21 protein-coding genes are annotated in these 23364 nt (G+C 72.7%); 9 read left to right on the plus strand and 12 right to left on the minus strand.

Features of this window, described 5'->3' with window-relative positions; translation table 11 throughout:
• Window positions 1-97 precede the first annotated feature (97 nt).
• The 3 genes from thpR to bla all read left to right on the plus strand — a co-directional run bounded on the left by thpR (window position 98) and on the right by bla (window position 2562).
• Window positions 98-715, plus strand: coding sequence for an RNA 2',3'-cyclic phosphodiesterase (thpR, locus tag DEJ43_RS00385; protein ID WP_015031295.1), 618 nt, complete (start codon window positions 98-100; stop codon window positions 713-715).
• 97 nt (window positions 716-812) lie between these two features.
• Window positions 813-1505 carry a VOC family protein gene (locus tag DEJ43_RS00390; RefSeq protein WP_015031296.1) on the plus strand — a complete coding sequence of 231 codons (693 nt, stop codon included), beginning with the start codon at window positions 813-815 and terminating at the stop codon, window positions 1503-1505.
• Window positions 1506-1635: 130 nt separating this feature from the next.
• A complete protein-coding gene (gene bla / locus DEJ43_RS00395) occupies window positions 1636-2562 on the plus strand; it encodes a class A beta-lactamase (protein ID WP_041661903.1) in 927 nt (308 codons plus the stop codon).
• A 413-nt stretch (window positions 2563-2975) separates the two neighbouring features.
• Here bla and DEJ43_RS00400 read toward each other — a convergent pair whose 3' ends face one another.
• Window positions 2976-3212 (minus strand): hypothetical protein, encoded by a 237-nt coding sequence (locus tag DEJ43_RS00400; RefSeq protein ID WP_145953681.1) that lies wholly within the window; start codon window positions 3210-3212, stop codon window positions 2976-2978.
• Here DEJ43_RS00400 and DEJ43_RS00405 point away from each other — a divergent pair.
• Window positions 3211-4620, plus strand: coding sequence for a UDP-N-acetylmuramoyl-tripeptide--D-alanyl-D-alanine ligase (locus DEJ43_RS00405; RefSeq protein WP_015031298.1), 1410 nt, complete (start codon window positions 3211-3213; stop codon window positions 4618-4620). The genes DEJ43_RS00400 and DEJ43_RS00405 overlap by 2 nt on opposite strands.
• A gap of 40 nt (window positions 4621-4660) precedes the next feature.
• Here the strand turns inward: DEJ43_RS00405 and DEJ43_RS00410 are convergent, their stop codons facing one another.
• The 3 genes from DEJ43_RS00410 to DEJ43_RS00420 all read right to left on the minus strand — a co-directional run bounded on the left by DEJ43_RS00410 (window position 4661) and on the right by DEJ43_RS00420 (window position 8415).
• A complete protein-coding gene (locus tag DEJ43_RS00410) occupies window positions 4661-5176 on the minus strand; it encodes a DinB family protein (RefSeq protein ID WP_015031299.1) in 516 nt (171 codons plus the stop codon).
• 52 nt (window positions 5177-5228) lie between these two features.
• Complete coding sequence (locus DEJ43_RS00415) at window positions 5229-7493, minus strand: FG-GAP repeat domain-containing protein (RefSeq protein WP_015031300.1); 2265 nt, start codon at window positions 7491-7493, stop codon at window positions 5229-5231.
• A 184-nt stretch (window positions 7494-7677) separates the two neighbouring features.
• Window positions 7678-8415 carry a hypothetical protein gene (locus DEJ43_RS00420; protein ID WP_015031301.1) on the minus strand — a complete coding sequence of 246 codons (738 nt, stop codon included), beginning with the start codon at window positions 8413-8415 and terminating at the stop codon, window positions 7678-7680.
• A gap of 115 nt (window positions 8416-8530) precedes the next feature.
• Between DEJ43_RS00420 and DEJ43_RS00425 the strand changes: the two genes are divergently transcribed.
• Together DEJ43_RS00425 and DEJ43_RS00430 are read left to right on the plus strand one after the other, a co-directional pair.
• On the plus strand, window positions 8531-9889 hold the full coding sequence (locus tag DEJ43_RS00425) for a nicotinate phosphoribosyltransferase (protein WP_015031302.1): 1359 nt from the start codon (window positions 8531-8533) through the stop codon (window positions 9887-9889).
• Window positions 9886-10809 carry a potassium channel family protein gene (locus tag DEJ43_RS00430; protein ID WP_015031303.1) on the plus strand — a complete coding sequence of 308 codons (924 nt, stop codon included), beginning with the start codon at window positions 9886-9888 and terminating at the stop codon, window positions 10807-10809. The genes DEJ43_RS00425 and DEJ43_RS00430 overlap by 4 nt, the downstream gene beginning before the upstream one ends.
• Before the next feature lie 120 nt (window positions 10810-10929).
• Here the strand turns inward: DEJ43_RS00430 and DEJ43_RS00435 are convergent, their stop codons facing one another.
• From DEJ43_RS00435 to DEJ43_RS00445, 3 genes are read right to left on the minus strand one after another with little or no spacing between them, the layout of a single operon-like run.
• The gene (locus DEJ43_RS00435; RefSeq protein WP_015031304.1) at window positions 10930-11760 is read right to left on the minus strand and encodes an ABC transporter permease; all 831 of its coding nucleotides are present in this window, start codon (window positions 11758-11760) and stop codon (window positions 10930-10932) included.
• Window positions 11757-12917, minus strand: a complete 1161-nt coding sequence (locus DEJ43_RS00440) for an ABC transporter ATP-binding protein (RefSeq protein WP_015031305.1) — start codon at window positions 12915-12917, stop codon at window positions 11757-11759. Before DEJ43_RS00440 ends, DEJ43_RS00435 begins: the two co-directional genes overlap by 4 nt.
• Entirely contained in the window at window positions 12917-13720 is an 804-nt protein-coding gene (locus DEJ43_RS00445; RefSeq protein WP_015031306.1) for an ABC transporter permease, read from the minus strand. The genes DEJ43_RS00440 and DEJ43_RS00445 overlap by 1 nt, the downstream gene beginning before the upstream one ends.
• A gap of 135 nt (window positions 13721-13855) precedes the next feature.
• On the opposite strand from DEJ43_RS00445, the gene DEJ43_RS00450 reads away from it, so the two are divergent.
• The 3 genes from DEJ43_RS00450 to DEJ43_RS00460 all read left to right on the plus strand — a co-directional run bounded on the left by DEJ43_RS00450 (window position 13856) and on the right by DEJ43_RS00460 (window position 17905).
• Window positions 13856-14737, plus strand: a complete 882-nt coding sequence (locus tag DEJ43_RS00450; protein ID WP_015031307.1) for a winged helix-turn-helix transcriptional regulator — start codon at window positions 13856-13858, stop codon at window positions 14735-14737.
• 359 nt (window positions 14738-15096) lie between these two features.
• The gene (locus DEJ43_RS00455; protein WP_199868633.1) at window positions 15097-16407 is read left to right on the plus strand and encodes a hypothetical protein; all 1311 of its coding nucleotides are present in this window, start codon (window positions 15097-15099) and stop codon (window positions 16405-16407) included.
• Between the two features lie 187 nt (window positions 16408-16594).
• The gene (locus DEJ43_RS00460) at window positions 16595-17905 is read left to right on the plus strand and encodes a phytase (RefSeq protein WP_015031309.1); all 1311 of its coding nucleotides are present in this window, start codon (window positions 16595-16597) and stop codon (window positions 17903-17905) included.
• A gap of 91 nt (window positions 17906-17996) precedes the next feature.
• Here DEJ43_RS00460 and DEJ43_RS00465 read toward each other — a convergent pair whose 3' ends face one another.
• From DEJ43_RS00465 to DEJ43_RS00485, 5 genes are all read right to left on the minus strand, one after another.
• Window positions 17997-19130, minus strand: a complete 1134-nt coding sequence (locus DEJ43_RS00465; protein WP_015031310.1) for an FAD-dependent monooxygenase — start codon at window positions 19128-19130, stop codon at window positions 17997-17999.
• A gap of 66 nt (window positions 19131-19196) precedes the next feature.
• A complete protein-coding gene (locus DEJ43_RS00470; protein WP_015031311.1) occupies window positions 19197-19763 on the minus strand; it encodes a GTP-binding protein in 567 nt (188 codons plus the stop codon).
• 5 nt (window positions 19764-19768) lie between these two features.
• Complete coding sequence (locus DEJ43_RS00475) at window positions 19769-20125, minus strand: DUF742 domain-containing protein (RefSeq protein ID WP_041663381.1); 357 nt, start codon at window positions 20123-20125, stop codon at window positions 19769-19771.
• 59 nt (window positions 20126-20184) lie between these two features.
• Window positions 20185-20622 (minus strand): roadblock/LC7 domain-containing protein, encoded by a 438-nt coding sequence (locus DEJ43_RS00480; protein ID WP_015031313.1) that lies wholly within the window; start codon window positions 20620-20622, stop codon window positions 20185-20187.
• Window positions 20619-23237 carry a nitrate- and nitrite sensing domain-containing protein gene (locus DEJ43_RS00485; RefSeq protein ID WP_078508568.1) on the minus strand — a complete coding sequence of 873 codons (2619 nt, stop codon included), beginning with the start codon at window positions 23235-23237 and terminating at the stop codon, window positions 20619-20621. Before DEJ43_RS00485 ends, DEJ43_RS00480 begins: the two co-directional genes overlap by 4 nt.
• Window positions 23238-23364 lie beyond the last annotated feature (127 nt).

The raw sequence follows: 23364 nt of genomic DNA on the forward strand, positions 1-23364 counted from the left end.
CTGCCCATGAAGGGGCTGCTCATCAGCGCGTACCCTCACATCGGACACGGCCGCGGGGAGCCGGTGGGTCGGGTGTACGGCGAGCAGGGAACGGATCATGACGCAGGTGGACGGGCAGGGGACGGGGCCCGACGGGGGCGAGCGGGACCGGGCGGCGACGGTTCGCGTCTTCATCGCCCTCGCCCCGCCCGACGAGGCGAAGGACGAGCTGGCGGCGGTGCTGCGCCCCGCGTACGAGACGTACCCGCATATGCGGTGGAACCGCATCGAGGACTGGCACATCACCCTCGCGTTCCTCGGAGAGCTGCCGGTCGCGACGGTCCCGCCGCTGCGCCGGCCACTCGCCGAGCTGGCGGCGTCGCGCGGGCCGGTGGAGCTGGCGCTGCGGGGCGGCGGGCACTTCGACGAGCGGGTGCTCTGGAGCGGCATCGACGGGGACCTCGACGGGCTGCACCGGCTCGCCACCGACGTCCGTGCCGTGGTCAAGGAGTACGGCATCCCCTTCGAGGACCGGCCGCTGCGTCCCCATCTGACGCTGGCCCGCGCCCGCCGTGACGACCGGTCGAGCGTGACGGACGTCGCCGCCTCCCTGGCCGGCTTCACCGGCCGCGCGTGGCGGGCCGCTCGGCTGCACCTGGTCGGCAGCGATTTCGGCCGCGGGCCGGGACCGATCCGCTACCGCGACATCGAGTCATGGGAGTTCGTCGGGCCCTGAAAGCCCCTGAAGTCCTGCAGCCCTGACAGCCCTGACAGCTCTGGCATTCACCTGATGGAGCCTCACCCGGGGTTTTTCGGCTGCGAGGATGATCGGCATGGAGACGACATTGACCGGCTCGCGTGCCTCTGCCGCGATCGCTGATCTGGGTTGGCGTTATCTGCTGGGCGGGATCCGGACGACGGTCCCGGTGGGGCCGCTGGCGCGGGCCGCCGAGGTCGCGGCGCTCGCCGTGGCGGCGTGCGATGCCGACGCCGACGGGCATCTGGCCCTCGACATCAGGCCAGGGCGGGTGCTGCTCACCCTGCAGTCCTCCGAGCACGCCGCCGTCACGGACCGGGACGTGGAGCTCGCGCGCCGGATCACCACCGCGGTCGAGGAGGTCGGGCTGCGCACCGAGCCCGAGATCGCGACGGGAGCGCCGCGCTCGCTCCAGCTTCTGGAGATCGCGATCGACGCGCTCGACATCCCCTCGATCCGGCCGTTCTGGAAGGCGGTGCTCGGGTACGCCGACGAGCCGGGAGCCGACGGCCCCGGTGACCCGCTCGTCGACCCCCTCAGGCAGGGGCCGGCTGTCTGGTTCCAGCAGATGGACGTGGCGCGCCCGCAGCGCAATCGGATCCACCTGGATCTCTGTGTGCCGCACGACGAGGCGCTGCGGAGGATGGACGCGGCTCTGGCGGCGGGCGGGCGGCTCCTGTCCGAGGCAGCGGCACCGGCCTTCTGGGTCCTCGCCGACGGCGAGGGCAACGAGGTGTGTGTCACGACGTGGCAGGGGCGGGACACCTGACCTCGGCGAGGCTGACCGGCGGCTTTCGCCCGGCGCCGGCGTCCGGGCCGGGTGCGGGCTGGTGGAAACCGGTCGGGGGTTCGTTCGCGTGTTTCCCCGTGGAGTGATCGTTTCAGGAAAGGGAACCGCCTTGTCCATCTCAGCAGTCAGCCCGTCCCGTCGCACCGCTCTGGGGCTCGGCGCCGGTGCCGCGCTCGCCGTCGCCTTACCTCTCGGCGGGTCCGCGTACGCCTCCGCGCCCGGCGGGGACGAGCTCGTCGCACGGCTCCGGGAGCTGGAGGCGCGCCACGACGCACGGCTCGGCGTGTTCGCCCACGACGTGCGGACCGGGCGATCGGTGGCGTACCGCGCCGACGAGCGCTTCCCGATGTGCTCGGTCTTCAAGACGCTCGCGGTCGCGGCCGTGCTGCGCGATCTCGACCACGACGGCACGTTCCTGGCGCGGCGCATCCGGTACACGGCGGCGGACGTCAAGCGATCGGGCTGGTCCCCCAGGACGGAGCTGCCGGAGAACCTGGCGCGGGGAATGACCGTCGCGGAGCTGTGCGACGCGACGCTCCGCTTCAGCGACAACACGGCCGCGAACCTGCTGCTCCGCGAGCTCGGCGGGCCAACCGCGGTCACGCGGTTCGTCCGGTCGACCGGTGACCGCACGACCCGGCTCGACCGCTGGGAGCCGGAACTCAATTCGGCCGAGCCCTGGCGGGAGTCCGACACCTCCACGCCCCGCGCCATCGGCCGGACGTACGGGCGCCTCCTCCTCGGCGACGCCCTGCCGCACCGTGACCGGGAGCGGCTCACCCGTTGGATGCTGGCCAACACGACCAGCGGCGAGCGATTCCGCAAGGGTCTGCCGGCCGACTGGCTGCTCGCCGACAAGACCGGCGGCGGACGGTACGGCACCAACAACGACGCGGGGGTCACCTGGCCGCCCGGCGGGGGCCCGATCGTGCTCGCGGTGATGACCACGCGGTCCCTGGAGGACGCCCCCGTGGTCGATCCGCTGGTGGCCGAAGCGGCCGCTCTGGTGGCCGCGGAACTCGGCCCGAATAAATAGCTTGAGCGTCGCCGCGGGGTTTCCTAGGCTGTGGTCACACGCTGAAAGGAGGTGATCCGAGAACATGGTTTCTTTTCGGATTCGTGAGGTGACTGCGGGCTAACGGCCTGCCGTCGCACTCTGTGCACCTCGGCAGTTCGTCTGCCGAAAACCACGCAGTCACCCGACCCGTGGGCCGCCGGTAGATCCGGCCGGCTCCCGTCCGAACTCGAGCGGACGGGACCAGGCCCACGGGTCGTCTGCGTTTCCGGGCCCACCGCGCCCGGGCGCAGGGCGGCTACGGAGCGTCGCGACCACCGTGACCTGGTGGTCCGGCCGCCGGCCGACGAACAAGGGCCCGCCGTCCCGACGCGATCGTCGAGGCAAGGGCGCACACGGAGCCCGCGGCTCGCCCGTTCAAGATCGACCCCCGTTCAAGATCGAGCCCCGTTCAAGATCGACCGGAGAACTTTCTCGCCGGTGCCGAAGCCGTGCCGGAACGCCGGATCGCCGACGCGATGGCGTATCTCTGGCAGTACGGCCGCGCTGTCACCGAGCCGTCCAGCGCCGTGGCGTTCGCCGGGCTTCTCCAGGCGACCGGACCGGCTGCCGGCCGGCCCGGTCGGCGCGGTGCTGCCCAGCGACACCATCGACCGGAAAGACACCTCCATGCAGCCCATGCTCCTGTCGACCATCGCCGAGGTCGTCGGCGGCACCCTCGCCGACGCCCCCGACCCCGAAGCCCTCGTGACCGCGCCGGCCGTGTTCGACTCCCGCAAGGCCGAGCCCGGCGCCCTCTTCGTGGCCCTGCCCGGCGAGCAGGCCGACGGCCACGACTACGCCCTCTCCGCCGTGAAGGCGGGCGCCGCCGCGGTGCTCGCCACGCGGCCGGTCGGAGTCCCCGCGATTCTCGTCGACGACGTCCTCGCCGCCTTCGGCCGCCTCGGCCGGCACCTCGTCGCGCACACCCTGGTGGACACCAAGATCGTCGCGATCACCGGGTCCGCCGGGAAGACGTCGACCAAGGACCTCATCGCCCAGCTGCTTCCGGCCGCCGGCCGAGTGGTGGCCACGCCGGAGTCCTTCAACAACGAGATCGGCCTGCCCCTCACCATCTCCATGGCCGACCCGTCCACGGACTACCTCGTCCTGGAAATGGGCGCCCGCGGCATCGGCCACATCCGCGACCTCACCCGTATCGCTCCCCCGCACATCTCCGTCGTCACCAACGTCGGCACAGCCCACATCGGCGAGTTCGGCGGCCGGGACAAGATCGCCGTGGCCAAGGGCGAGATCGTCGAAGCCCTGCCGGCCTCCGGCCTTGCGGTCCTCAACGCCGACGATCCGCTCGTGCTGGCCATGGCCGCACGCACCACCGCCCGCGTCTCCTCCTTCGGCCTCTCCGACGAGGCCACCGTCCGCGCCACCGACGTCACCGTCGACGCCTTCGGCCGCGCCACCTACACCCTCACCACACCGGAGGGCAGCGCCCCCGTCTCCCTCCAGCTGGTCGGCGCCCCGCAGGTCTCCAACTCCCTGGCCGCCGCGGCCGTCGCCCGCGAGGCGGGCCTGAGCGTCGCCGACATCGCGGACCTGCTGTCCGCGGCGACCGCGCGGTCCCGTTGGCGTATGGAGGTCTCCGCCCGGGCGGACGGCGTCACCGTCGTCAACGACGCCTACAACGCGAATCCCGACTCCATGCGCTCCTCCCTGGAGGCCCTGGCCACGATGGCCCGCGGCCCTGAGCAGCGGGCCATCGCCGTCCTCGGCAAGATGAACGAGCTCGGCTCCGAGTCCCGGGCCGCACACGAGGGGATCGGGCGGATCGCCGCCGCGCTCGACCTGGACCGGATCGTCTTCGTGGGTGGGGAAGAGGCCGGGTGGATGCGGCAGGCCGCGGCCGCGGCCGGGGCCGGCGGGCGCGCCGTACACGTGCCCGACCAGGACGCCGCCCTCCAGCACCTGAGCGACACTCTGAGGGCCGGGGACGTCGTCCTGGTGAAGGCGTCCCGAGGGATCCAGCTCCAACGGCTCGCCGAGCGGCTGCTGCAGCCCGACCCCGGGCCCACCGCCGACTAGAGCCGGGGCACTCCCTTCGGTGGCACCCCGCCCTAGAGGGCTAGTAGTAGCCCTTCGCTCCGTCGAGCAGTTCTCTCACGATGTCCGCGTGCCCGGCGTGCCGTCCGGTTTCCTCGACGAGGTGGATGAGCATCCAGCGCAGATTGGCCTGGCCGGAGCGGAAGTCGGGGTGGCGGCCGACGTCGTCCAGGGAGGCCGCGGCCACGATCTCGTTGCTTCGGGCGCACTGGGCCTCGTACTCGGTGAGCAGCTGCTTCAGTGAGGTGCCGTCGGTGCGCCAGGTGGCGTCCTCGTCGGTCTCGTCGAAGGACGGGTTCTGTGTCTTGTCGCCGCCCAGGAACAGCACCTCCAGCCAGGTGTGCTCGACCCAGCGCATGTGGCTGATGAGTCCGGCCATCGTCATCACTGGCGAGGTCGGGAGGACGGAGCGGTGTGCGTCGGCCTCGCTGAGGCCGTCGCACTTCCACCGCAGGATCTGCCGTTGCAGATCCAACCAGCCTATGAGCGCGGTGCGTTCGTCCGCCTGAAAGGGGGGACGCTCAAGAGAGGGTGCCATGCCTGCACCTTAGGCCGTGTTCTGAAAATCGTCTCTGTGCTTTCGGCAGGGGTCAGGCGGAGAGGTTGAACTCACGGCTGTCCTGGACGAGTTCCACTCGTTCTCCGGGGCCGAACGGCCCCTGCCACGCGCCTGTGCCCCGGTAGAGGAACGGTGCCGGGATGGCGTCGTTGATGTCGGCCGCGTACAGGTCGGGCTTGCCGTCGCGGTCGGTGTCGCCGGGGCCGATCAGGTCGTCGTAGTTCTGCCAGCCGCCGCCGAGGCGGGTCCGGGCGGCGAAGGTGCCGTCGCCCTTGCCGAGGTACAGCCAGAGGACGCCGGCGCGGTCGCAGGCGACCAGGTCGCCGGCGGCGGCGCCGGCGAGGTTGCCGGTCGCGACGATCCGGTCGTACGTCTGCCAGCCGCCGCTCCCGATCAGCCGGCGGGCGGCGAAGGGAGCGGTCGCGGAGCCCGTGCTCCGGTACAGCCAGAGGCGGCCGGACCCGTCGGTGGCGACGAGGTCGGGGCGGCCATCGCCGGTGAGGTCGCTGCCGCCCGTCAGGAGGGTGTACGCCTGCCAGCCGCCGCCGATCCGGGTGCGCGTGGTGAACGGGGCCTTGCCGTTGCCGGTGCCCTGGTACAGCCAGAGCACCCCACTCCGGTCGCGGGCGACGAGCTCGGGGGCGGCGGCCCCGGCGATGTTGCCGGTGGCCTCGATCCGGTCGTACGCCTGCCAGCCGCCGCCGACGAGCGAGTCCGGGTTCTGGTAGGCCTCGCGCCACCCCTCCCTGTAGTGGACGTCCTGGAGCCACAGGTTGCCGGATTGGTCGCGGGCCAGGATGTCCGGGGAGCCGTCGCTGTCGTAGTCGTGCGCGCCGGTCTTGCGGGTGACCGTGAAGGAGCCGGACGCCTTCAGTGTGGGCCCGACGCGGTTGAGCGGGCTCGCGCTGATCTCCCAGGTGTACGGGCCGGCCGAGGCGGAGGTCCAGAAGTTGGGGTTTCCCTGCCAGTTGAGCGTGCCGTTCCAGTCGAACCGGGTCGGCTGCGGATCCGCGCCCCGCTCCGGCTGGGCGACGTACTCCGTGATCGACTCGCCCGTGCGGGTGTTGCGGAAAGTGACCCACATGGTGACGTTCGTCCGGCTGAGCACCCAGGACATGGGGAGCTTGCCGCCGGTGAGGTCCAGGTCCACCGTCGTCGGGACGGCCTGGCCGAGCAGCGTGACCTGCGTCGGCTTGCCCGTCGCGGCGAGCCGGGTGGCGACCGGGACTCCGTCCGTGCCGGGCGCGACCCGGTAGAGGCCCTCGCCACCGGCCACGGTGCCGCCGAGAAAGCCGAGGGTGTCCCCGGCGGTCTCGAAACCGGACACCGTGTGGTCGAGGACTTTGCGTGTGGTGGTGCCGGTGAGGCTGCGGGCGGTCAGCGGGATGAGCGTGCTCGCTTCCTCCGCCAGCAGCCCTCCGGGCCGGGAGTAGGTGACCCAGTCCCCGGCAAGGCCGAGGAGCAGTCTCCCCGGTGTGGGCATCGGGAAGCGCTGGACCTTCTGGGTGGAGCGGTCGAGGACGACGACGCTCGTACCCCCACCCGAGTCGTACTCGGTCCAGGCGACGTACCCGGAGGAGAAAGCGTAGGCGGACCACTCCATCGGGCCTCCGGCCGGGATCGGGCGGGAGGAGGTCACGGTGGCGGAGTCGAGGTCCACGATCGCCAGGTGCTCGGCGGCCGCTGTCGTCCCCTCACCGGTGAAGTACCTCACCAGCGCCTCGCCGTCGGCGCCCGCCACCACGTGCAGCTCGAACGCGCCCTCGGGCAGCCCGGTCACCGTCCGACGCACCGGTCCGTCCGGGCCGGGAGAGTAGACGTCCAGGGGGCCGTGGCCGGAGAGATCGGCTCGGAAGAAGAGGTGGGAGCCGACGGCTCCCGCGTACCGGTCCCAGTTCAGCGGCACCGAGAAGAGGTCCGTGCCCGTGGCCAAGTCCTGCAAGGTGGTGGTGGCACGGGTGTGGAGGACCGCGATGTCCGAGTCGCGGGAGAGGTGGAGACGGGACGTGTACGGGAAGGTGGTCACCGCCCCGTCGGCCAGGCGGGTCCAGCGGACGAGGGTGTAGTCGTCCGCGTCCTGGCTCAGGAACCCGGTCCGGCCCATGCCCAGGACCTTGTCGCCGGGCTTGAGGACGGGCGCTGTGGCGTCCGCCGTCGCCGCGGGCGCGGCGCCGGGCAGGGAGCCGGTCCCGGTGGCGGCGCCGGCGGGGAGGACGGCGGGGCCGGCGGTGGCCATCAGGACGACGGCGACGAACGCGCCGAGACGGCGGACGGCGGTGGATCTGGGGCGGCTCACGGAGTGGTGCCTCTCAGGAGTGCGGAGGGGTCCGGTCAGGACATGAGGTCGTGCTCGTACTGGCGCGCCCGAGGCGTTGCAGCCCTTCCTCCCCAGGAGCGCGCGGCGGCACGACACGCCACGCCCGCATGACCCACGAGGCGCCCCGAGGGTTGTGCGTCGGACCGAAGAACCCTGTAATCCGTCAGGTCCGGCGAGCTCTACCGTTCTCCCTCCCAAGGGCCGTGTCCGCCGCGGCGGCGGCCTGAGTCAGGAGCGCCGTGGGTGAGGGCATGACGGCGTACCAGGTGTTCGCGCTCTCGTCGGCGGCCGGGGCCCAGGCCGCCACCACGGGGAGTTCACAGTGGTCGCCGGCTTCCAGTGGGGGCAGCGTCCAGGACATGCCGTGGTAGTCGCCGTAGTCCACGCCCCACGTGCTGAACGAATGATCGTGTACCTCGTCGATCAGGGCTGTCCACCGCCGGGGTACCTCGCCCGCGTCGGCGGCCTGGCAGATCGCCTCCTCGTCGCTGCCTCCGACGGTGAGCCGGGTCGTCTCGTCCTCCACCGTGATCGCAGCCAGCGCCTGCCCCCCGTCGTACCCTCCGCCGGTGCCCTCCGGCAGTCCGGCCGAGAACCGCACCCGCTCCAGCGGGGTGAGGGCGTCGATCCGCCAGACCACCGCGCGGCAGCCGGTCAGCGGCCCCCAGTGCTCGGGGTCGAGTGCGGGATCGTGCGGGGTCAGCAGCAGTTCGACGCGGGCACCGGGTGTCACCCAACGGGAGACCGTGCGGTCACCCGGCAGCTGGAACTGCTCGTCGGGCCGCAGCGGAAGGGTGGTGTTCCCGATGGTCGTGACGAAGGCCAGCGGGCCGAAGGGCGTGTGGATGGTCGGCTGTTCGGAGGAACGCAGCGGGGTACGCGGGAGGCTGGGAAGCAGCATCGGGGCAGCGTAGCCTCGGTGTCCAGGCGGAGAGCAGCCCGTTTCGTCGAACGTTCGTTCCCTTTCTTGTGGTCGTCCCCGTGCGGGGTGGCGCGGGGCCGCGCATGCTCGAAGCATGTCCCTGGTGACCACCACCGACCTGTACGAGGTCACGATGGCGCTCTCGTACCTGCGGGAGGACATGCGGGCGCCGGCCACCTTCAGTCTGTTCGTGCGTGATCTTCCGCCGGAGCGTGGGTTCCTCGTCGCCGCCGGTCTCGAACCGGCCCTCGACTACCTGTCCCGCTTCCGCGTGGGCCGCTCCGACGTGCAGGAGTTCGCCGAGGTGCTGAAGCGGCCGGTGGAGGACTTCGCGCCGCTGCACGGTCTGAGCTTCGACGGGGAGGTCCGCGCGGTGCCCGAGGGACGGCTCGTCCTCTCCGGTGAGCCGCTCCTGGAGGTCACCGCTCCCCTGCCGCAGGCGCAGCTGGTGGAGCCGTATCTGCTGTCCCTCCTCTGCCATCAGACGGCGGTCGCCTCCAAGGCGGCCCGGTGTGTGCTCGCCGCCGCCGGCCGGCCGCTGGTGGACTTCTCGCTGCGCCGGGCGCACGGGCCCGAGGCCGGGATGCAGGCGGCGCGGCTCTGCGCGCTGGTCGGGTTCGCCGGCACCAGCAACGTGGCCGCCGCACGTCGGTACGGCATCCCCGCCGCGGGCACGATGGCCCACTCGTACGTCGAGGCCTTCGACTGGGAGGAGCGGGCGTTCCGGGCGTTCGCCCGGACCCATCCGGGGCCGGTGACCTTCCTGGTCGACACCTACGACACGGAGCGGGGCGTCGCGACCGCCGCGCGGGTCCTCAGGGACCTCCGCCTGGGTCCCGGCTGTGCGATCCGTCTGGACAGCGGCGACCTGGGCGCGCTGGCCCGCCGGGCCCGTGCCGCGCTGGACGAGGCGGGGCTGCGGGACGTGCGGATCATCGCGAGCGGAGGTCTGGACGAGTACGCCGTCGCCGCTCTCGTACGGGAGGGCGCGCCGATCGACGCGTACGCCGTGGGGACGAAGGTCGGCACGGCCGCCGACGCCCCGTATCTGGACGCGGTGTACAAGCTCGTCGAGTACGACGGCCGGCCCGTCATGAAGCTCTCCTCGGCCAAGGCGACGGCGCCGGGCCCCAAGCAGGTCTTCCGCGGCCCCGGCCTGCGGGACGTCATCGGCCTGGCGAACGAAGAGCCGCCCGAGGGCACCGAACCACTGCTGCGGACCGTGATGCGCGGCGGACTGCGCACCGAACCGCCCGACCCCCCGGCCGCCGCCCGCGCCCGCTTCGAAACCGATCTCGCCGCGCTGCCGGAGGAAGCCCGGCGCATCGACGCCCCGGTGGCACCACGGCCCACCGTGTCCACCCGTCTCACGGTCCTGACGACCGTCGTACGGCACCGGCTCGAAGCGCGCACCGGCGCCGGGCGACGCCCCGGGGAGAAGGCGCCGGAATGACGTGGCTTCCCGTCCTGGCGGGTGCCGCCCTGATCCTGTTCGTCCTGCGGGACATCTTCCACACGCTCTGGCACCCGACCCGCCACGGCGGGCTGAGCAGGCTGGTCATGCGCCAGGTGTGGCGCTTGTCGACCCACCACGGCGACCGGTGGCGGCCGGCCGGGCTCTCGGGACCACTGGGCATGCTCGTGGTCGTCGCCGTCTGGGCCCTCACCGTGGCCGTCGGCTGGGCGCTGGTCTACTGGCCGTACATGCCGGACGGCTTCTCGTACGCGAGCGGTCTCACCCCCGCCGAACACGCGGGCCCGATCGACGCCCTGTACATCTCCCTGGTCACCCTGGCCACTCTGGGGCTCGGAGACATCGCTCCCACCGCGGGCTGGCTGCGCGTCCTCGCGCCGATCGAGGCCCTGGTGGGCTTCGTGCTGCTGTCGGCGACCGTCGCCTGGCTCCTCGGCATCTACCCGGCGCTCGCCCGCCGCAGGGCGCTCGCGCTGCGGCTCTCCCACGTGCGCCGCAGCCGCGTCACCGCCGAGGCGCTCGACTCCGCCGGCGGAGCCGCCCTCCTCGACGGGCTCTCCTCCGAGCTGTCGACCGTCACGGTCGACTTCCTGCAGTACGCCGAGTCGTACTACTTCTACGACGGCGACGAGAACACCTCCCTGCCCGGCCAGCTCGGTTACGCGGCCGGTCTGGCGGACGAAGCGGCGCGGGCCCGACACCCCGACGTCAGGCTCTCCGCCTCGGTGCTGCACACGGCGCTGCGCGATCTGGCCACCGTGCTCGACGAGCGCTTCCTGCGCACGGGCGGGCCCCCTGAGCGGGTCTTCGCGGCGTACGCCGCCGACCACGGACGCTCCGGGGCGGGGACCGGCCCGGGTCGTGGCGACGGGGGCGGAGCGGGATCTGGGCGACCCTGAATCGTCCATGACGGCACCGCCGGTGGGGGTCACTCCGGACCCGGACGGCGCGGTGTCCCGGGGGCCGGTCCGGTGACGCGCGCGGTCCGCGTCGTCTCAGCGCCCCGGGCACCGCTTCCGTCATGCCAGGCTCAGCGCGCCCGTCCGCCGGGCGCGGGCCTCCCCCACCCGCAGGATCAGTGAGGCGGCGGCGAGGAGGAGGGCGCTCAGGGCTCCGAGGCCGAGCAGGGTGGGGGCCAGGTCGGACACGGTGCGGTGTTCGAGCAGTGCCCCGCGGACGGCGAGCAGGCTTCCGGTCAGCGGGAAGACCGCGCCGACGACCTGGACGGCGGCGGGGAGCGCGAAGTGCGGCAGCCGGACGCCCGAGACGAACCACAGCGGCTCGTCGAGGATCGTGTACAGGAACGCCGAGTCCCTGGAGAACACCAGCAGGCTGTTGAGGAACGCGCCCCACGCCACCGCCGGGACCAGCAGCGCCAGGAGGACGATGCCGTACATCCACCAGGCGGCCACCGACAGCGTGCCGAAGCCGGTCAGTGCGGCGACGGTGAAGCAGGTGAGCAGCCAGGCGTTCTGGAGGAGCGCGCCCGCGCCGTTGGCGATCATCAGGGTGAGTCGGCCGGCCGGCGAGAGGAAGAGCAGTTCCAGGGTGCCCGTGGCCCGCTCGAAGGAGAGGTGCCAGGCGCTCTGGACGAGGGAGAAGAAGAAGGCGTACGCGAGGGTGCCGGTGGCCAGGAAGGCGAGGAGGCGTTCGGGGTCGGCGGCGAGCGGCCAGTTCTCGGCCGCCCGGGAGGCCGTGGCGACGGGGCGCAGGGTGTAGTAGGTGGTGGCCAGTTGGAGCACCGGCCAGACGAGCATCGAGAAGACGACGAGCGGCTGGCCGAAGAGCCGGCGGTGCTGCTTGAGCGTCTCCGCGGCGAAGACGCGCAGGGCGTGGCGGAGGTGGTTCACCGGCCGCCGCCGTGGGCTCCGGCGGTGTCGGCGGCGTCGACGACGGTCTGTACGGTCCCGGCGGTCCCCTCAGTCCCCGCAGTCCCGGCAGTCGTCCTGTCGGGACTGCGGGCCTCGGTGCGGGAGCCGGTCGTGGCAGAGGTCGTGTCGGCCGAGCCGCCGCGGGCTGGTCCGTGGGTCGTGAGGCCTGCCTCACCGCGCTCGGCCAGGGTCAGGATGGCGTCCTCCAGGCTCGCCTCGGCGATCTCCAGTCCGCCGATGGAGCCGCCCGCCTCGACCACGGCCGCCGTCAGGGGGCCCGCCATGTCGTCGGGGTGCCGCAGTGTGATGAGTTCGCCGCCGTCGGGGAGGTTTTCGCGGGTGGCTCCGAAGGCGTCCGCGGCGGCCCGGGTGCGTTCGGTCGGGTCGGTGACGGTCAGCCGGACGGTGCGGTGGCTGCCGGTGGCCGCCTTCAGTGCGGCCGGGCTGCCCTGGGCGAGGTGCCGGCCTGCGGAGATCACGTACACGTGTCCGCAGAGTTCCTCGACCTCGGCGAGGTAGTGGGAGGTCAGCAGCACGCCGGTGCCGTCGTGGGCGGCGAGGTCGGCGACGACGCGGCGCAGGTCGCGGGCGATCGGCGCGTCGAGGCCGAGGGTCGGTTCGTCGAGCAGGAGGTAGTCGGGGCGGTTGATGAGGCCGCGGGCGATGGCGAGCCGCTGGGTCATGCCCCGCGAGTACCGCTCGACCATGGTGTCGGCGGCGTCGGACAGTCCGACGAGGTCGAGGAGTTCGCCGGTCCTGCGGCGCAGTTCGGCCTTCGGGACGTCGTAGAGCTGGCCGAAGTACCAGAGGTTCTCGCGGCCGGTCATACGGGTGTAGACCATGCGCTCGCCGCCCGCGATGAGGTTGATGCGGCGGCGTACGGCGCGGGCGTCGCCGACGGCGTCGAGGCCGTCGACGCGGACGGTCCCGGCGCTGGGACGCAGGAGGGTGGCGAGGATCTTGATGGTGGTGGTCTTCCCGGCGCCGTTGAGGCCGAGGAGGCCGGTGACGCGGCCGCGCGGGATGTCGAGGTCGAGGCCGTCGACGGCGCGCTTGAGGGTGCGGGGCGCGAAGAGGCCCTTGTCGCGTACGGGGAAGTCCTTGCGCAGGCCGCGGACTTCGATCGCCGTGGTCATCAGTACGTCCTTTCGGCGGCGCGGGCCTCGGCCCGCGGGAGCCAGGTCAGCCCTATGAAGAGGTAGGCGCCGGTGAGGAGGGCGCAGACGGCCAGCCTCGGGAGGAGTTCGGGGAGGGACTGGCCGCCGGTGAAGCTGCCGTGCAGGACGTCCATCGCCGAGGTGGTGGGGAGCAGTTCGGCGAACCACCGCGCCGGCTCCGGGAGGTAGTCGCGCGGGAAGGTGAAGCCGCTGACGAGGCCGAGCACGATGAAGACGGTGTTCTGCGAGATGTGGGCCTCGCCCGCCGCGATCATGAGCCCGCCGAGGCCGACCGAGAGGGCGAAGACGGCCGCGATCAGCGCGAGTGCGCCGAGCAGGGCGCCCGGAACGGAGGAGACGGGCACGGTGATGCCGAGCGCGGCGACGACCAGGCCGAGGGTGAAGAACTCGACGATGCTGCTGAGCACGGCGAAGCCAGTGAAGCCGAGCAGGTACGGGAGCCGGGCGGCGGGTGCGATGAGGAGTGCGCCGAGCGTGCCCTGGCGCTGTTCGGTGATGAGGGCCTTGGCGGACCAGAGGATCAGCCGGACGGTGAACTGGAAGGCGGTCGCGCCGACGACGATGTAGGCGAGGTAGGCGGTGGTGCCGCTGTCGGCGGCGAAGTCGTCGCCCACTTCGCCGCCGCCGATGGCGTGGAAGCCGAGGTAGGCGAGCGCGATGGTGAGGGCGGCGGGCAGGACGGTGCCGACCGCGTACGTCCATGGGTAGGCGCGGCGGGTCATCTGCCAGGTGCGCCAGGCGGTGGCCCGGGCTGTGGGCATGGAAAGAGTTCCTCCCCCGAGGTGTGTGAACCGTGGAAACGAGCGAGTTCCGATTGGGAACTTACAATGAGTTTCTATCGGGAACTCACTCGATGGCGCAAGATGGATCCGAACAGGACCGGAGGAGGACACGTCATGGCACGAGCCGTGCCCGACCGCGACGCAGCCTGCGCCATCGCCCAGGCCGCAGCCGTCGTCGGCGACTGGTGGAGCCTGCTCCTCGTCCGAGAGACGGCGCGCGGGCAGCACCGCTTCGACGAGCTCCAGCGCGAGCTCGAGATCTCCCGCAAGGTCCTCACCGAGCGGTTGAACCACCTCGTCGACAGCGGCGTCCTCGACAAGGTCCCGTACCAGGAGGGCCCGGTGCGCTTCGAGTACCGGCTCAGCGACGCGGGCCGCGCGCTGCTCCCCGTCCTGGTGTCGATGCAGGACTGGGCCGACCGCTGGCTGCTCGGCGACGGCTCCCTCACCGCCTCCGCCGACGAGCGCAGCGCCGAGGCGCACCGGGTGCACGACCTGCCCGGCGCCCGCCTGCCCCGCCTCACGCTCCCCGCGCACACGGGGACCGGGCTCGACCCGGTCGACGCCGACGCCGGGGCCACCGTCCTGTTCTGCTATCCGGCGACCGGCCGCCCGGGCCCCCTGCCGGACGACTGGCTCGACATCCCCGGCACGGCGGGCTGCACCCTGGAGAACCGGCTGTTCCGCGAGGCGTACGAGCGGTTCACGGCGGCGGGCGTCGCGGTGCGCGGTGTCAGCACCCAACGCCCGGACGAGCAGCGGGCGTTCGCGGCGGCGGAGGAGATCCCCTTCCCGCTGCTCTCCGACATGGACAACGCGCTCTCGGCGGCCCTCCGGCTGCCCACCTTCCGCGCGGGCCAGGCCCTCCGGCTGAAGCGGGCGGTGCTCGTGGTCGACCGCGAACGGACCGTGCGGCACGTCCAGTTCCCCGTCACGGACATCCCGGCCGCCGTGGAGACGGCGTGGCGGGAGGGATCGGCCGTCGCCTCGGAGTGACGGACGGCCGGCCGGCTACGCAAACCGCCCCGGCGCGTGGCGCGTCCTCGCCCTCGACGCCGCCGGCCGGGCGAGCCCGAGGGCCTTGCCGCCGAGGAGCCGGCCGGCTGCTCTGGGACCTCCATCCGGGTACGTGCTCCACCCCGGCGACCGGGTCGTGGTCGCCGCCACCCGGGCGGGGCTCGCCGAGCTGCTCGGCGAGGCGGCGCCGAGTCGGCGGACGGAGCGGCGGGTCTGAGATGCCCCCCACGCATGTGAGGTTCCCCCACGGGAATCGATCTTGCGTTCCGGCCCCGGTCGTGTTCGTATGTCATGTCTTTCTCATGATCATTACTTTGGGGGCAGAAATGACCAGAGGCATGGACCGCAGATCCGTCATCCGCGGCATGGCGACGGCCGGGGCCGGCGCCGCCGCCGGCGCGCTGGCGATGGGGAGCGGCCCGGCCTACGCGGCGGGTTCGGGGGACGACCCGTACAGCGTGGACGTCATCGCCAAGGGGGCCGACCCGACCGGTGCGACCCCCAGCGACGCCGCCTTCCGCGCCGCCGCCGCCGAGGTACTCGCCTCGTTCCAGCCCGACCCGATCTCGGGGGCCGTCCCGAAGAAGGTCCTGGTGATCCCGCCGGGCACGTACCTCCTGACGCAGCCGGACTCGCTGCTGCCGAACGTCAACGGCGAGGGCGGCGGCGGCATCGTCGACGGCCTGTCGATCACGGGTTACGGCAAGCGGCTCTCCCGCATCGTGTACTCGCCGGCGGCGAACGACACCACCCTGTGGACGAACTACCAGCGCTACAAGAACATCCGGATCTCCGGGCTCACGTTCACCAGCACCAACGCCACGTCGAGCTTCAACTACGCCTACTCGTCGGCGACCTACGGCGTCCAGGACACCTGGTACACCGACGTCGAGTGGCGCGGCAGCTGGAAGCGCGGCATCGGCCTGGACGGCCCGGCCACCACCTCGAACCTGAACAGCGAGATGGGCTGGGACCACTGCCAGGTCGGCGGCTCGTACTCCGACGCGTTCCTCGTCATGGGGATGACGCCGGCCGCGACGCAGCAGGACCAGTTCCTCAACTACTGGTTCCGCGACTGCAAGGTGGAGTACCAGTCCGGGGTGTTCGTGAAGAACAACCGGGGCGGTTCGATGAACTTCATCGGCGGCTCCTACATCCTCACGGACGCGGCGTCGACCGGCACGTTCTTCCAGCTCACGGCCGACGCCACCACGCGGGCCGACTCCGTCAACCGGCTGTACGCGCAGGGCATCCGCTTCGAGCTGCGCGGTGTCGGCCACAAGGTGATCGACTCCCGGTGGTACAAGGGCAACATCACCTTCGAGTCGTGCGACGACACCGCGCTGAGCTTCAAGTCCTGGGCTCCGGACGCGGTGACGCACGTGTACGACTTCAACGCCAACGGCTCCCGCGGCCCGATGGTGCGGTACGTGGACTGCGGGCTCATGGGCTCGCACCAGGTGACGACCGGGGCGACGCCGACCACCAACGGCAAGGTGCTGTACGACGGTTGCCGGTTCATCGACATGTCGACCGCGACCGGGACGACCGGGTTCCTCCGCTGGACCGGATCCGCCGCGCCCCGCCACGAGATGCGTGACTGCCTCATCGGCGCGAACTACCTGGCGGACGTGAAGTACCCCGCCTGATCGCCGGCACCGGATCGGACGGTGGGGGCCGCGACGGTCGTCGCGGCCCCCACCGTCGTCCAGGCCCCTGGTTCACCAGGCGTACACCTGGACTTCGGATCTCCGGCCGTACGGTGGCCGCCGGGCCGACACGGAGGGGCAGCACGCTCACGCAGGACGTACAAGCCCCCCTCCCGAGGAGACTTGCGTGACTCGCCCCACCACCGCCCGGTCGCTCGTGCTGGTCGTGACCACCGCGCTCGCGGCCGCGGCCCTGGCCGTACCGGCCCAGGCCCACCACCGTGGTTCCGCCGGTTCGCCGCCGGTCGTCACCCCCCGCGCGGAGACGCCGGTCCTGCACGACGACGACGCGGGCGGCAACGCCGACGCGGACGACCCCGCGATCTGGCGCAACGCCGCGGCCCCCGGCCGCAGCCTCGTCATCGCGACCGCCAAGGAGGGCGGCCTGCGCGTCTACGACCTGGACGCGCGACCGGTGCAGTCGATAGCCGCGCCGCCGGCCGCCGGGCCGGACGACGCCCCCGGCCGGTTCAACAACGTCGACCTCGTGCAGGGCCTGCGCCTCTCCACCGGGCGCGCCGACCTGGCCGTGACCAGCGACCGCGGCCACGACCGGCTGCGGTTCTACCGCATCGACCGCGACCGTCCGGGCGGCCCGCTCACCGACGTCACCGACCCCGCCGCACCGGCCGTCTTCTCGCGGGACCAGGCCGAGGTCAACGACCAGCGGACCGCGTACGGCCTGGCCACCTGGACCGACCCTGCGTCCGGCACATCCTTCGCCCTGGTCAGCCGGCGCGAGCGGACCAGCATCACCCTGCTCGAACTGCTTCCGGCGGCGGGCGGCAAGGTCACGTACCGCACGGTCCGCACCCTGGACCTGCCCGCCACCTTCCGGCTCCCCGACGGCACCTCGTGGGCCCCGTGCGGCGAGCCCGGCGAACTGCCGCAGGTCGAGGGCATGGTCGTCGACCCGGCCAACGGCACGCTGTACGCCGGGCAGGAGGACATCGGCATCTGGCGGCTGCGCGCCGACCTCACCGGCACGCCGCGGCTGGTCGACAAGGTCCGCGAGTACGGCGTCCCCGGCGTCTACGACGAGGAGACGGAGGAGTGCACGCCGGGCGCCGACCCCGGCTTCGGCGGGACGCGGATCTCCTCGGACGTCGAAGGCCTGACGCTGCTCACCGAGTCCGACGGTGACGGCTACCTCCTCGCCTCCAGCCAGGGCGACAACACCTTCGCCGCCTACGACCGCGAGCTCGCCGACCACAACGAGTACGAGGGCGGCTTCCGGGTCGCTCCCGCGAGCGCCGCGCTGGACGGCTCCGAGGAGTGCGACGGCGCCGCCGCCCTGAACGCTCCCCTCGGCGCGAAGTACCCTCACGGACTGCTCGTCGTGCAGGACGGTCACGACGCCCCCGGCGACGGCGACCGGCCGGCGACGAACTTCAAGTTCGTCGACCTGGGCCTCGTCCTGACCGCCCTCGACGACTGACCCCCGCCCCCCTCACTCGCCGCACCGGCCGCCGGGTTCACCGCCCCGGCGGCCGCTGCCGTGTCACACGGTCGGGAGCGGGGCCGCCGGGCTAGTACGGCTTGGCCAGGGCGTGGGCGGCGCCGGGGATGCCGACCTTCAGGAGGGCGTCCTCGTCGGGGGTCGTCGGCGCGCCCATCTCCTGCTTCAGGACGGCTCGCGACAGGGCCTGGACCCACATCGCGCGGGGCCTGCGGCGGAGTTCCCAGGCTTCGAGGGCCGCGGGCACCGTCGGGGCGGAGTCCAGGGACTCGGCGAGGACCAGGGCGTCCTCGACGGCCATCGCCGCGCCCTGGGCGAGGTGCGGGGTGGAGGCGTGGGCCGCGTCGCCGGCCAGGGCCACCCGGCCGACGTGCCAGGGCTCTTCGACGGTCACCTGCGAGATGCGGGAGTAGACCACGGCGGTGGGGTCGGTGACGGCGGAGAGCGCTTCGGCGACCGGGCCGGAGAACGCCGCGAGGCGCTGCGCGAGCTGCTCGTGCGCCTGCTCCGGGTCGGGGCGGAAGTCCTCGGCCTCGGCGAACACGGAGCCCAGGTACATGAGTTCGTCCGTGATCGGGGTGAGGAGGGCCTTCGCCTCCTTGCCCGCCGTGGCCATGACGACGCCCTGCACGTAGGGGTGCCGGGGCAGGGTGACCCGCCAGTTCGCGAAGCCGGTGTACTCGGGGACGTACCGGTCGCCGTAGAGGCGGGTGCGCAGCGGGGAACCGATGCCGTCGAAGCCGACGACCAGGTCCCAGCGGTCCGTGGCGCCGTCGGAGAGCGTCACGGTGACGCCCGTACCGTCGTCGTCGAGTTCGGTCACGGTGACGCCGAAGCGGACCTTCGCGCCGGCGGCGACGGCGGCGTCGCCGAGCACCTTGGCGAGCGCGGGCCGCGGTATGCCGTTTGCCGCCGGGACGTCGCCCATGCGCGGCTGCGGGATGCGGGCGAGCGTGTTCCCCGCGGGGTCGGCGATCGTCAGGATCTCCCACTCGAACCCGGCGTCGAGGCAGGCGTCGAGCACGCCGAGCTCCCGCATGACGTGCAGGGCGTTCGTCGGCTGGATGATGCCGACGCCGAGCGCGTCGAGCTCGTCGCGGATCTCCGCGATCTCCACGGTGTGGCCGCGCCGGGCGAGGGCGGTGGCGAGCGCGAGGCCGCCGATGCCTCCGCCGTGGATGAGGACGCGCAGGGATGCTGCCATTTCGGATGTCTCCAGAACGTGACGGGATGGGGGCGGAGGTGGAGGCAGGGCGGGCGGCCTTGTTCGTCAGACCGGGGCCGGGAGCCTCATCAGGTGGTCGACGAGGGCCAGCAGGACGTCCTTGTCGAAGCCGCGCTGCCGGACGTCTCCGATGAGGAGGGGGACGTGCGGGTCGAGGTCGAGCGCGGAGCGGATCTCCTCCGCCGTACGGGTGTTGTGCCCGTCGAAGCAGTTGATGGCGACCACGAACGGGATCCCGCGGCTCTCGAAGAAGTCGATCGAGGCGAAGCTGGTGTCGAGCCGCCGCGTGTCGGCGATGACGACCCCGCCGAGCGCGCCGTTGACCAGGTCGTTCCACATGAACCAGAAACGTTCCTGGCCGGGCGTGCCGAAGAGGTACACGACGAGCTCGTCGCTGACCGTGATGCGCCCGAAGTCCAGGGCGACGGTCGTCGTCTCCTTCGCCCCGACGCCGGCCAGGTCGTCGACGCCGACGCTGGCCTTGGTGAGGTACTCCTCGGTGCGCAGCGGCGTGACCTCGCTGACCGCGCCCACCATGGTCGTCTTGCCGACGCCGAAGCCGCCGGCGATGAGGATCTTGACGGCGGCAGGGGCCGCCTGAGTGCTGGTCATGGGGTTCAGAGTCTCCGGAGTCCGTCACGGACGGCGGCCAGCAGGCTGCCGTCGGCGCCTCCCGACGCCCGCGCCACGAGGAGTGGCGCCCGGGCGGTGAGGAGGCCCTGGCCGACGAGGTCGGCCAGCAGGATCTTGGTCACCGACACGGGGAGGTCGAGACCGGCCGCGACCTCGGCGACGGCGGCGGGCCGGCGGCAGAGTTCGAGGATCAGCCGGTGCTCGGGCTGGAGGCGGCCGGCGCGCAGCGGCCGCCCCCGCTCGTCCAGCGGCTCCTCCACCGTCGTGAGCACCGTGATGAGGGTGAAGTCGTCCCGGTCGGGGGCGGTGCGGCCACGGGTGATCGTGTACGGGCGGACCATGGTGCCCGAGCCGTCCTCGCCGGCCTCGTCGTCGCCGTCCGCGTGGTCCCAGCCGGTGCTCACGCGCCCTGCCCGGCCCCGGTGCCGAAGGCGTCGAACTCGGCGCGCGCGGGGGTGCCGAGCTTCTGGCCGACCTGCTGGACGAGGTTGTGCATCGCGAGCGACATGACCTCGGCGTCCACCTCCTGCGAGGCGACGACGGCCAGGTGGGTGCCCTGGCCGGCCGAGATGATGAAGAGCCAGAGGTCGGCCAACTCCACGATCACCTGGTGGACCACGCCGCCGTCGAAGAGCTGTCCCACTCCGCGGGCCAGGCTCTGCTGGCCCGTGCAGATCGCGGCGAGCCGCTCGGCGTCGGCGCGCTCGATGGTCCGCGAGTGGCTGACGACGAGGCCGTCGTCGGAGAGCAGCAGGGCGTTGCGGGTCTCGGCCACGGAGTCCACCAGGCCGTCGAGCAGCCAGTCCAGATCCTGGTGGGTGGCGGTTGTGCGGGTCATGACCGGTCTTCTTCCGTGGGGTGGGCGGGTGCGGTGGGCTCGGATGGCGCGGGCTGTTCCGCGGAGGTGCGGGCGGCGCGGGAGCGGCGCTGGAAGGCGCCGATCGTCGCGCCGGCCCGGCGCGGGACGGGCCGGAGCAGGGGGGCGTCCTGCCAGTTCGGCGGCGCGGTGGGGGTGGCGGCGGGGCCGGGGGTGACCTTGAGCTCGTCCACCAGGCTGGCCTGCCGCACACGGCGCGGCAGCGGGGGGTCGACCTCGTGCGGCGGTGCCTGCTCGGGCCGCCCGTAGGGGTGGGGGCGAGGGTCCGGGTGCCGGCCGGGGTGGTTCCCGGCTTGGCCGGGGGGTGTGGAGGGCGTGTACGGGACCGGCGGGGCGTACGGGGTGTTCAGGGCCGTCACGTCGGCCAGTGCGCGGCCCTGTACGCGGGTGGGCAGGGCGTCTGACTCGGCTCCGGCCGGGGGCGGGGGCAGGAGCGGCCGGATGACGGGCGTCGGGGCCGAGGGCGGGGCCGAGGTCGGAGCAGAGGCCGCGCCCGAGGCCGGTGCCGTTGCCCGGGCCGGGTCCTGCCGCGGGTCGAGATCCGGGTGCGGGTGCGGGTGCGGCTGGGCGTGCGCGTACGGCGGGGTGCCCGGCGCGTGCGCGGAGCCGTGGCCCGTCCCGTGTCCGGGTTCGTGTCCTGTCACCGCCTGCGGCCCGGGGCCCGGCTCGGGGCCCTCGACGACGAACTCCTGGGGTACGAGGACGACGACGCGGGTTCCCCCGTACGCCGAGGTCCGGAACTCGACGCGGAGCCCGTACTGGTTGGCGAGGCGGGCGACGACCTGGAGGCCGAGCCGGATGTCCTCGCTGTGGGCGAGGAGGTCCATCCGGGGCGGACGGGCCATCAGGTCGTTGACCTCGGCGAGCTGTTCCGGCTCCATGCCGAGGCCGCGGTCCTCGATCTCGACGGCGAGGCCGTGGCTCACCCGTGCCGCCCGGATCTCCACCGGGCTGGGCGGACGGGAGAAGACCAGCGCGTTCTCCATCAGTTCGGCGAGGACGTGCGCGACCGGGCCGACGGCGCGGGCCGCGATCCAGGGCGCGCCGTCGAGGTCGAGCAGGACGCGCCGGTAGTCCTGCACCTCGCCCTGTGCGGAGCGCATGACGTCGAGCAGCGGGACGGGCTTGCGCCAGCGCCGGTGCGGGGCGCCGCCCGCGAGGATGACGAGGTTCTCCTCGTACCGGCGCAGTCGCGCGGTCAGGTGGTCGAGGTCGAAGAGGCCGTCGAGGATCTCGGGGTCCTCGTGGCGGCGCTCCAGCTCGTCCAGCTTCTTGAGCTGCTGGCCGATGAGCTGCTGGGTGCGGCGGGCGATGCGCTGGAGCAGCCGTTCGAAGCCGCGGTGCTGGTCGGCCTGGCGGACGGCGGCTTCCAGTGCGCTGGTGCGGGCCAGGTTGAACGCCTCGCCGAGGCGGGTGAGTTCGTCGGAGGCGCGGTCGTTCTCGTCCTGCCGGATCGCCCGGGCCTCGGTCTCGACGTCGATGCGTTCGCCCTGGCCGAGGCGTTCGACGACGTCGGGCAGGGCCTTCTCCAGGGCTTCGGCCTGCTCCTGGAGCCGTCCGATGCGCAGGCGGAGGGTGCGGGTGAGGCGCCAGGTGGTCCAGATGACGGCGAGGACGGCGAGGAGGCCGACGACGGTGGTGATCGCCATCCGGGTGAGGAGGGAGAGGACGCTGCCCTTGCCCTCCTCGACGACGAGGGCGGTGCGGTGCTGGAGCAGGTTCTCGAGCTCGGGGGTGAGGGTGTCCATGGCGTGGCGCCACTTGGCCTCCCCCGCCGGCAGGGACACCGAGCCGCCCGCGACCGGGGCGGCGGGTCGCAGGGCCGCGTTCTCGACGTCCGTCTTCGTCTTCCACGCCGGGCTCGCGACGATGGCGCCCCACATGGCCTTCTCCTCCGCCGGGAGGAGCGGGACGATGTGGGAGGAGGCCAGGAAGGACTGGCTGGACACGGCCTGCCGGAACGCCTTGAGCTCCTCGGGGCCGAGTTCGCGGTCGTGCCAGGCGCGGGCGAGGAGGGCGTCGGAGCGGGAGACCATCTCCTTGACCCAGAAGAGGTCGACGAGCGGCTGGGAGAGCGTGGTGATGCGGCCGTTGTCGACGCGGCTGAGGGCTGCGAAGAGTTCGAGGTCGACGGAGATCAGGTCGGTGTAGTAGTCGTACACGGCCTGCTGCTGGTCGTCGTCGCCGCCGTCCACGAGGGAGCGCTGCGCCGGGAGCCGGCCGATCGCGTCGCGGGCCGTGGAGACGGCGTCGAGGACCTCGGCCGGGGCGTCGTCCTCGCCGACGTCGGAGAGCTCCCTGAACCGCTCGACCGCCTCGTCGGTCCTGACCCGCTGCCGGGCGAGCGCGTCGGCGGCGCCGGGGCGCCGGGCGAGGACCTCCGCGCTGAGCCGCCGTTCCTCCTGGAGGCTGAAGTACACGAGGTTCGACGGCTGTCCGGCCTTCTCGGCCAACAGTCCTTGGCCGGCCTGCCGTTGGAAGTCGAGGAAGGTCTGGCCGCTGGTGACGCCCCAGAGGGCGACGAGGGCGACGCCGGGGACGAAGGCGAGGATGAGCAGGGCTGTCCCCAGCGACATCGACGATGTCGTACGGGTCCGCCGTGACGCGCGCGTGCGCAGGGCATGCTCCTTGGGGAGAAGCAGTCTGACGACTACTCGGATGCTCGGACGCTTGGTGCTCGGGTGGTGGTACGGGGTGTCTGGT

The organism is Streptomyces venezuelae ATCC 10712 (assembly GCF_008639165.1).
Lineage (GTDB): Bacteria > Actinomycetota > Actinomycetes > Streptomycetales > Streptomycetaceae > Streptomyces > Streptomyces venezuelae.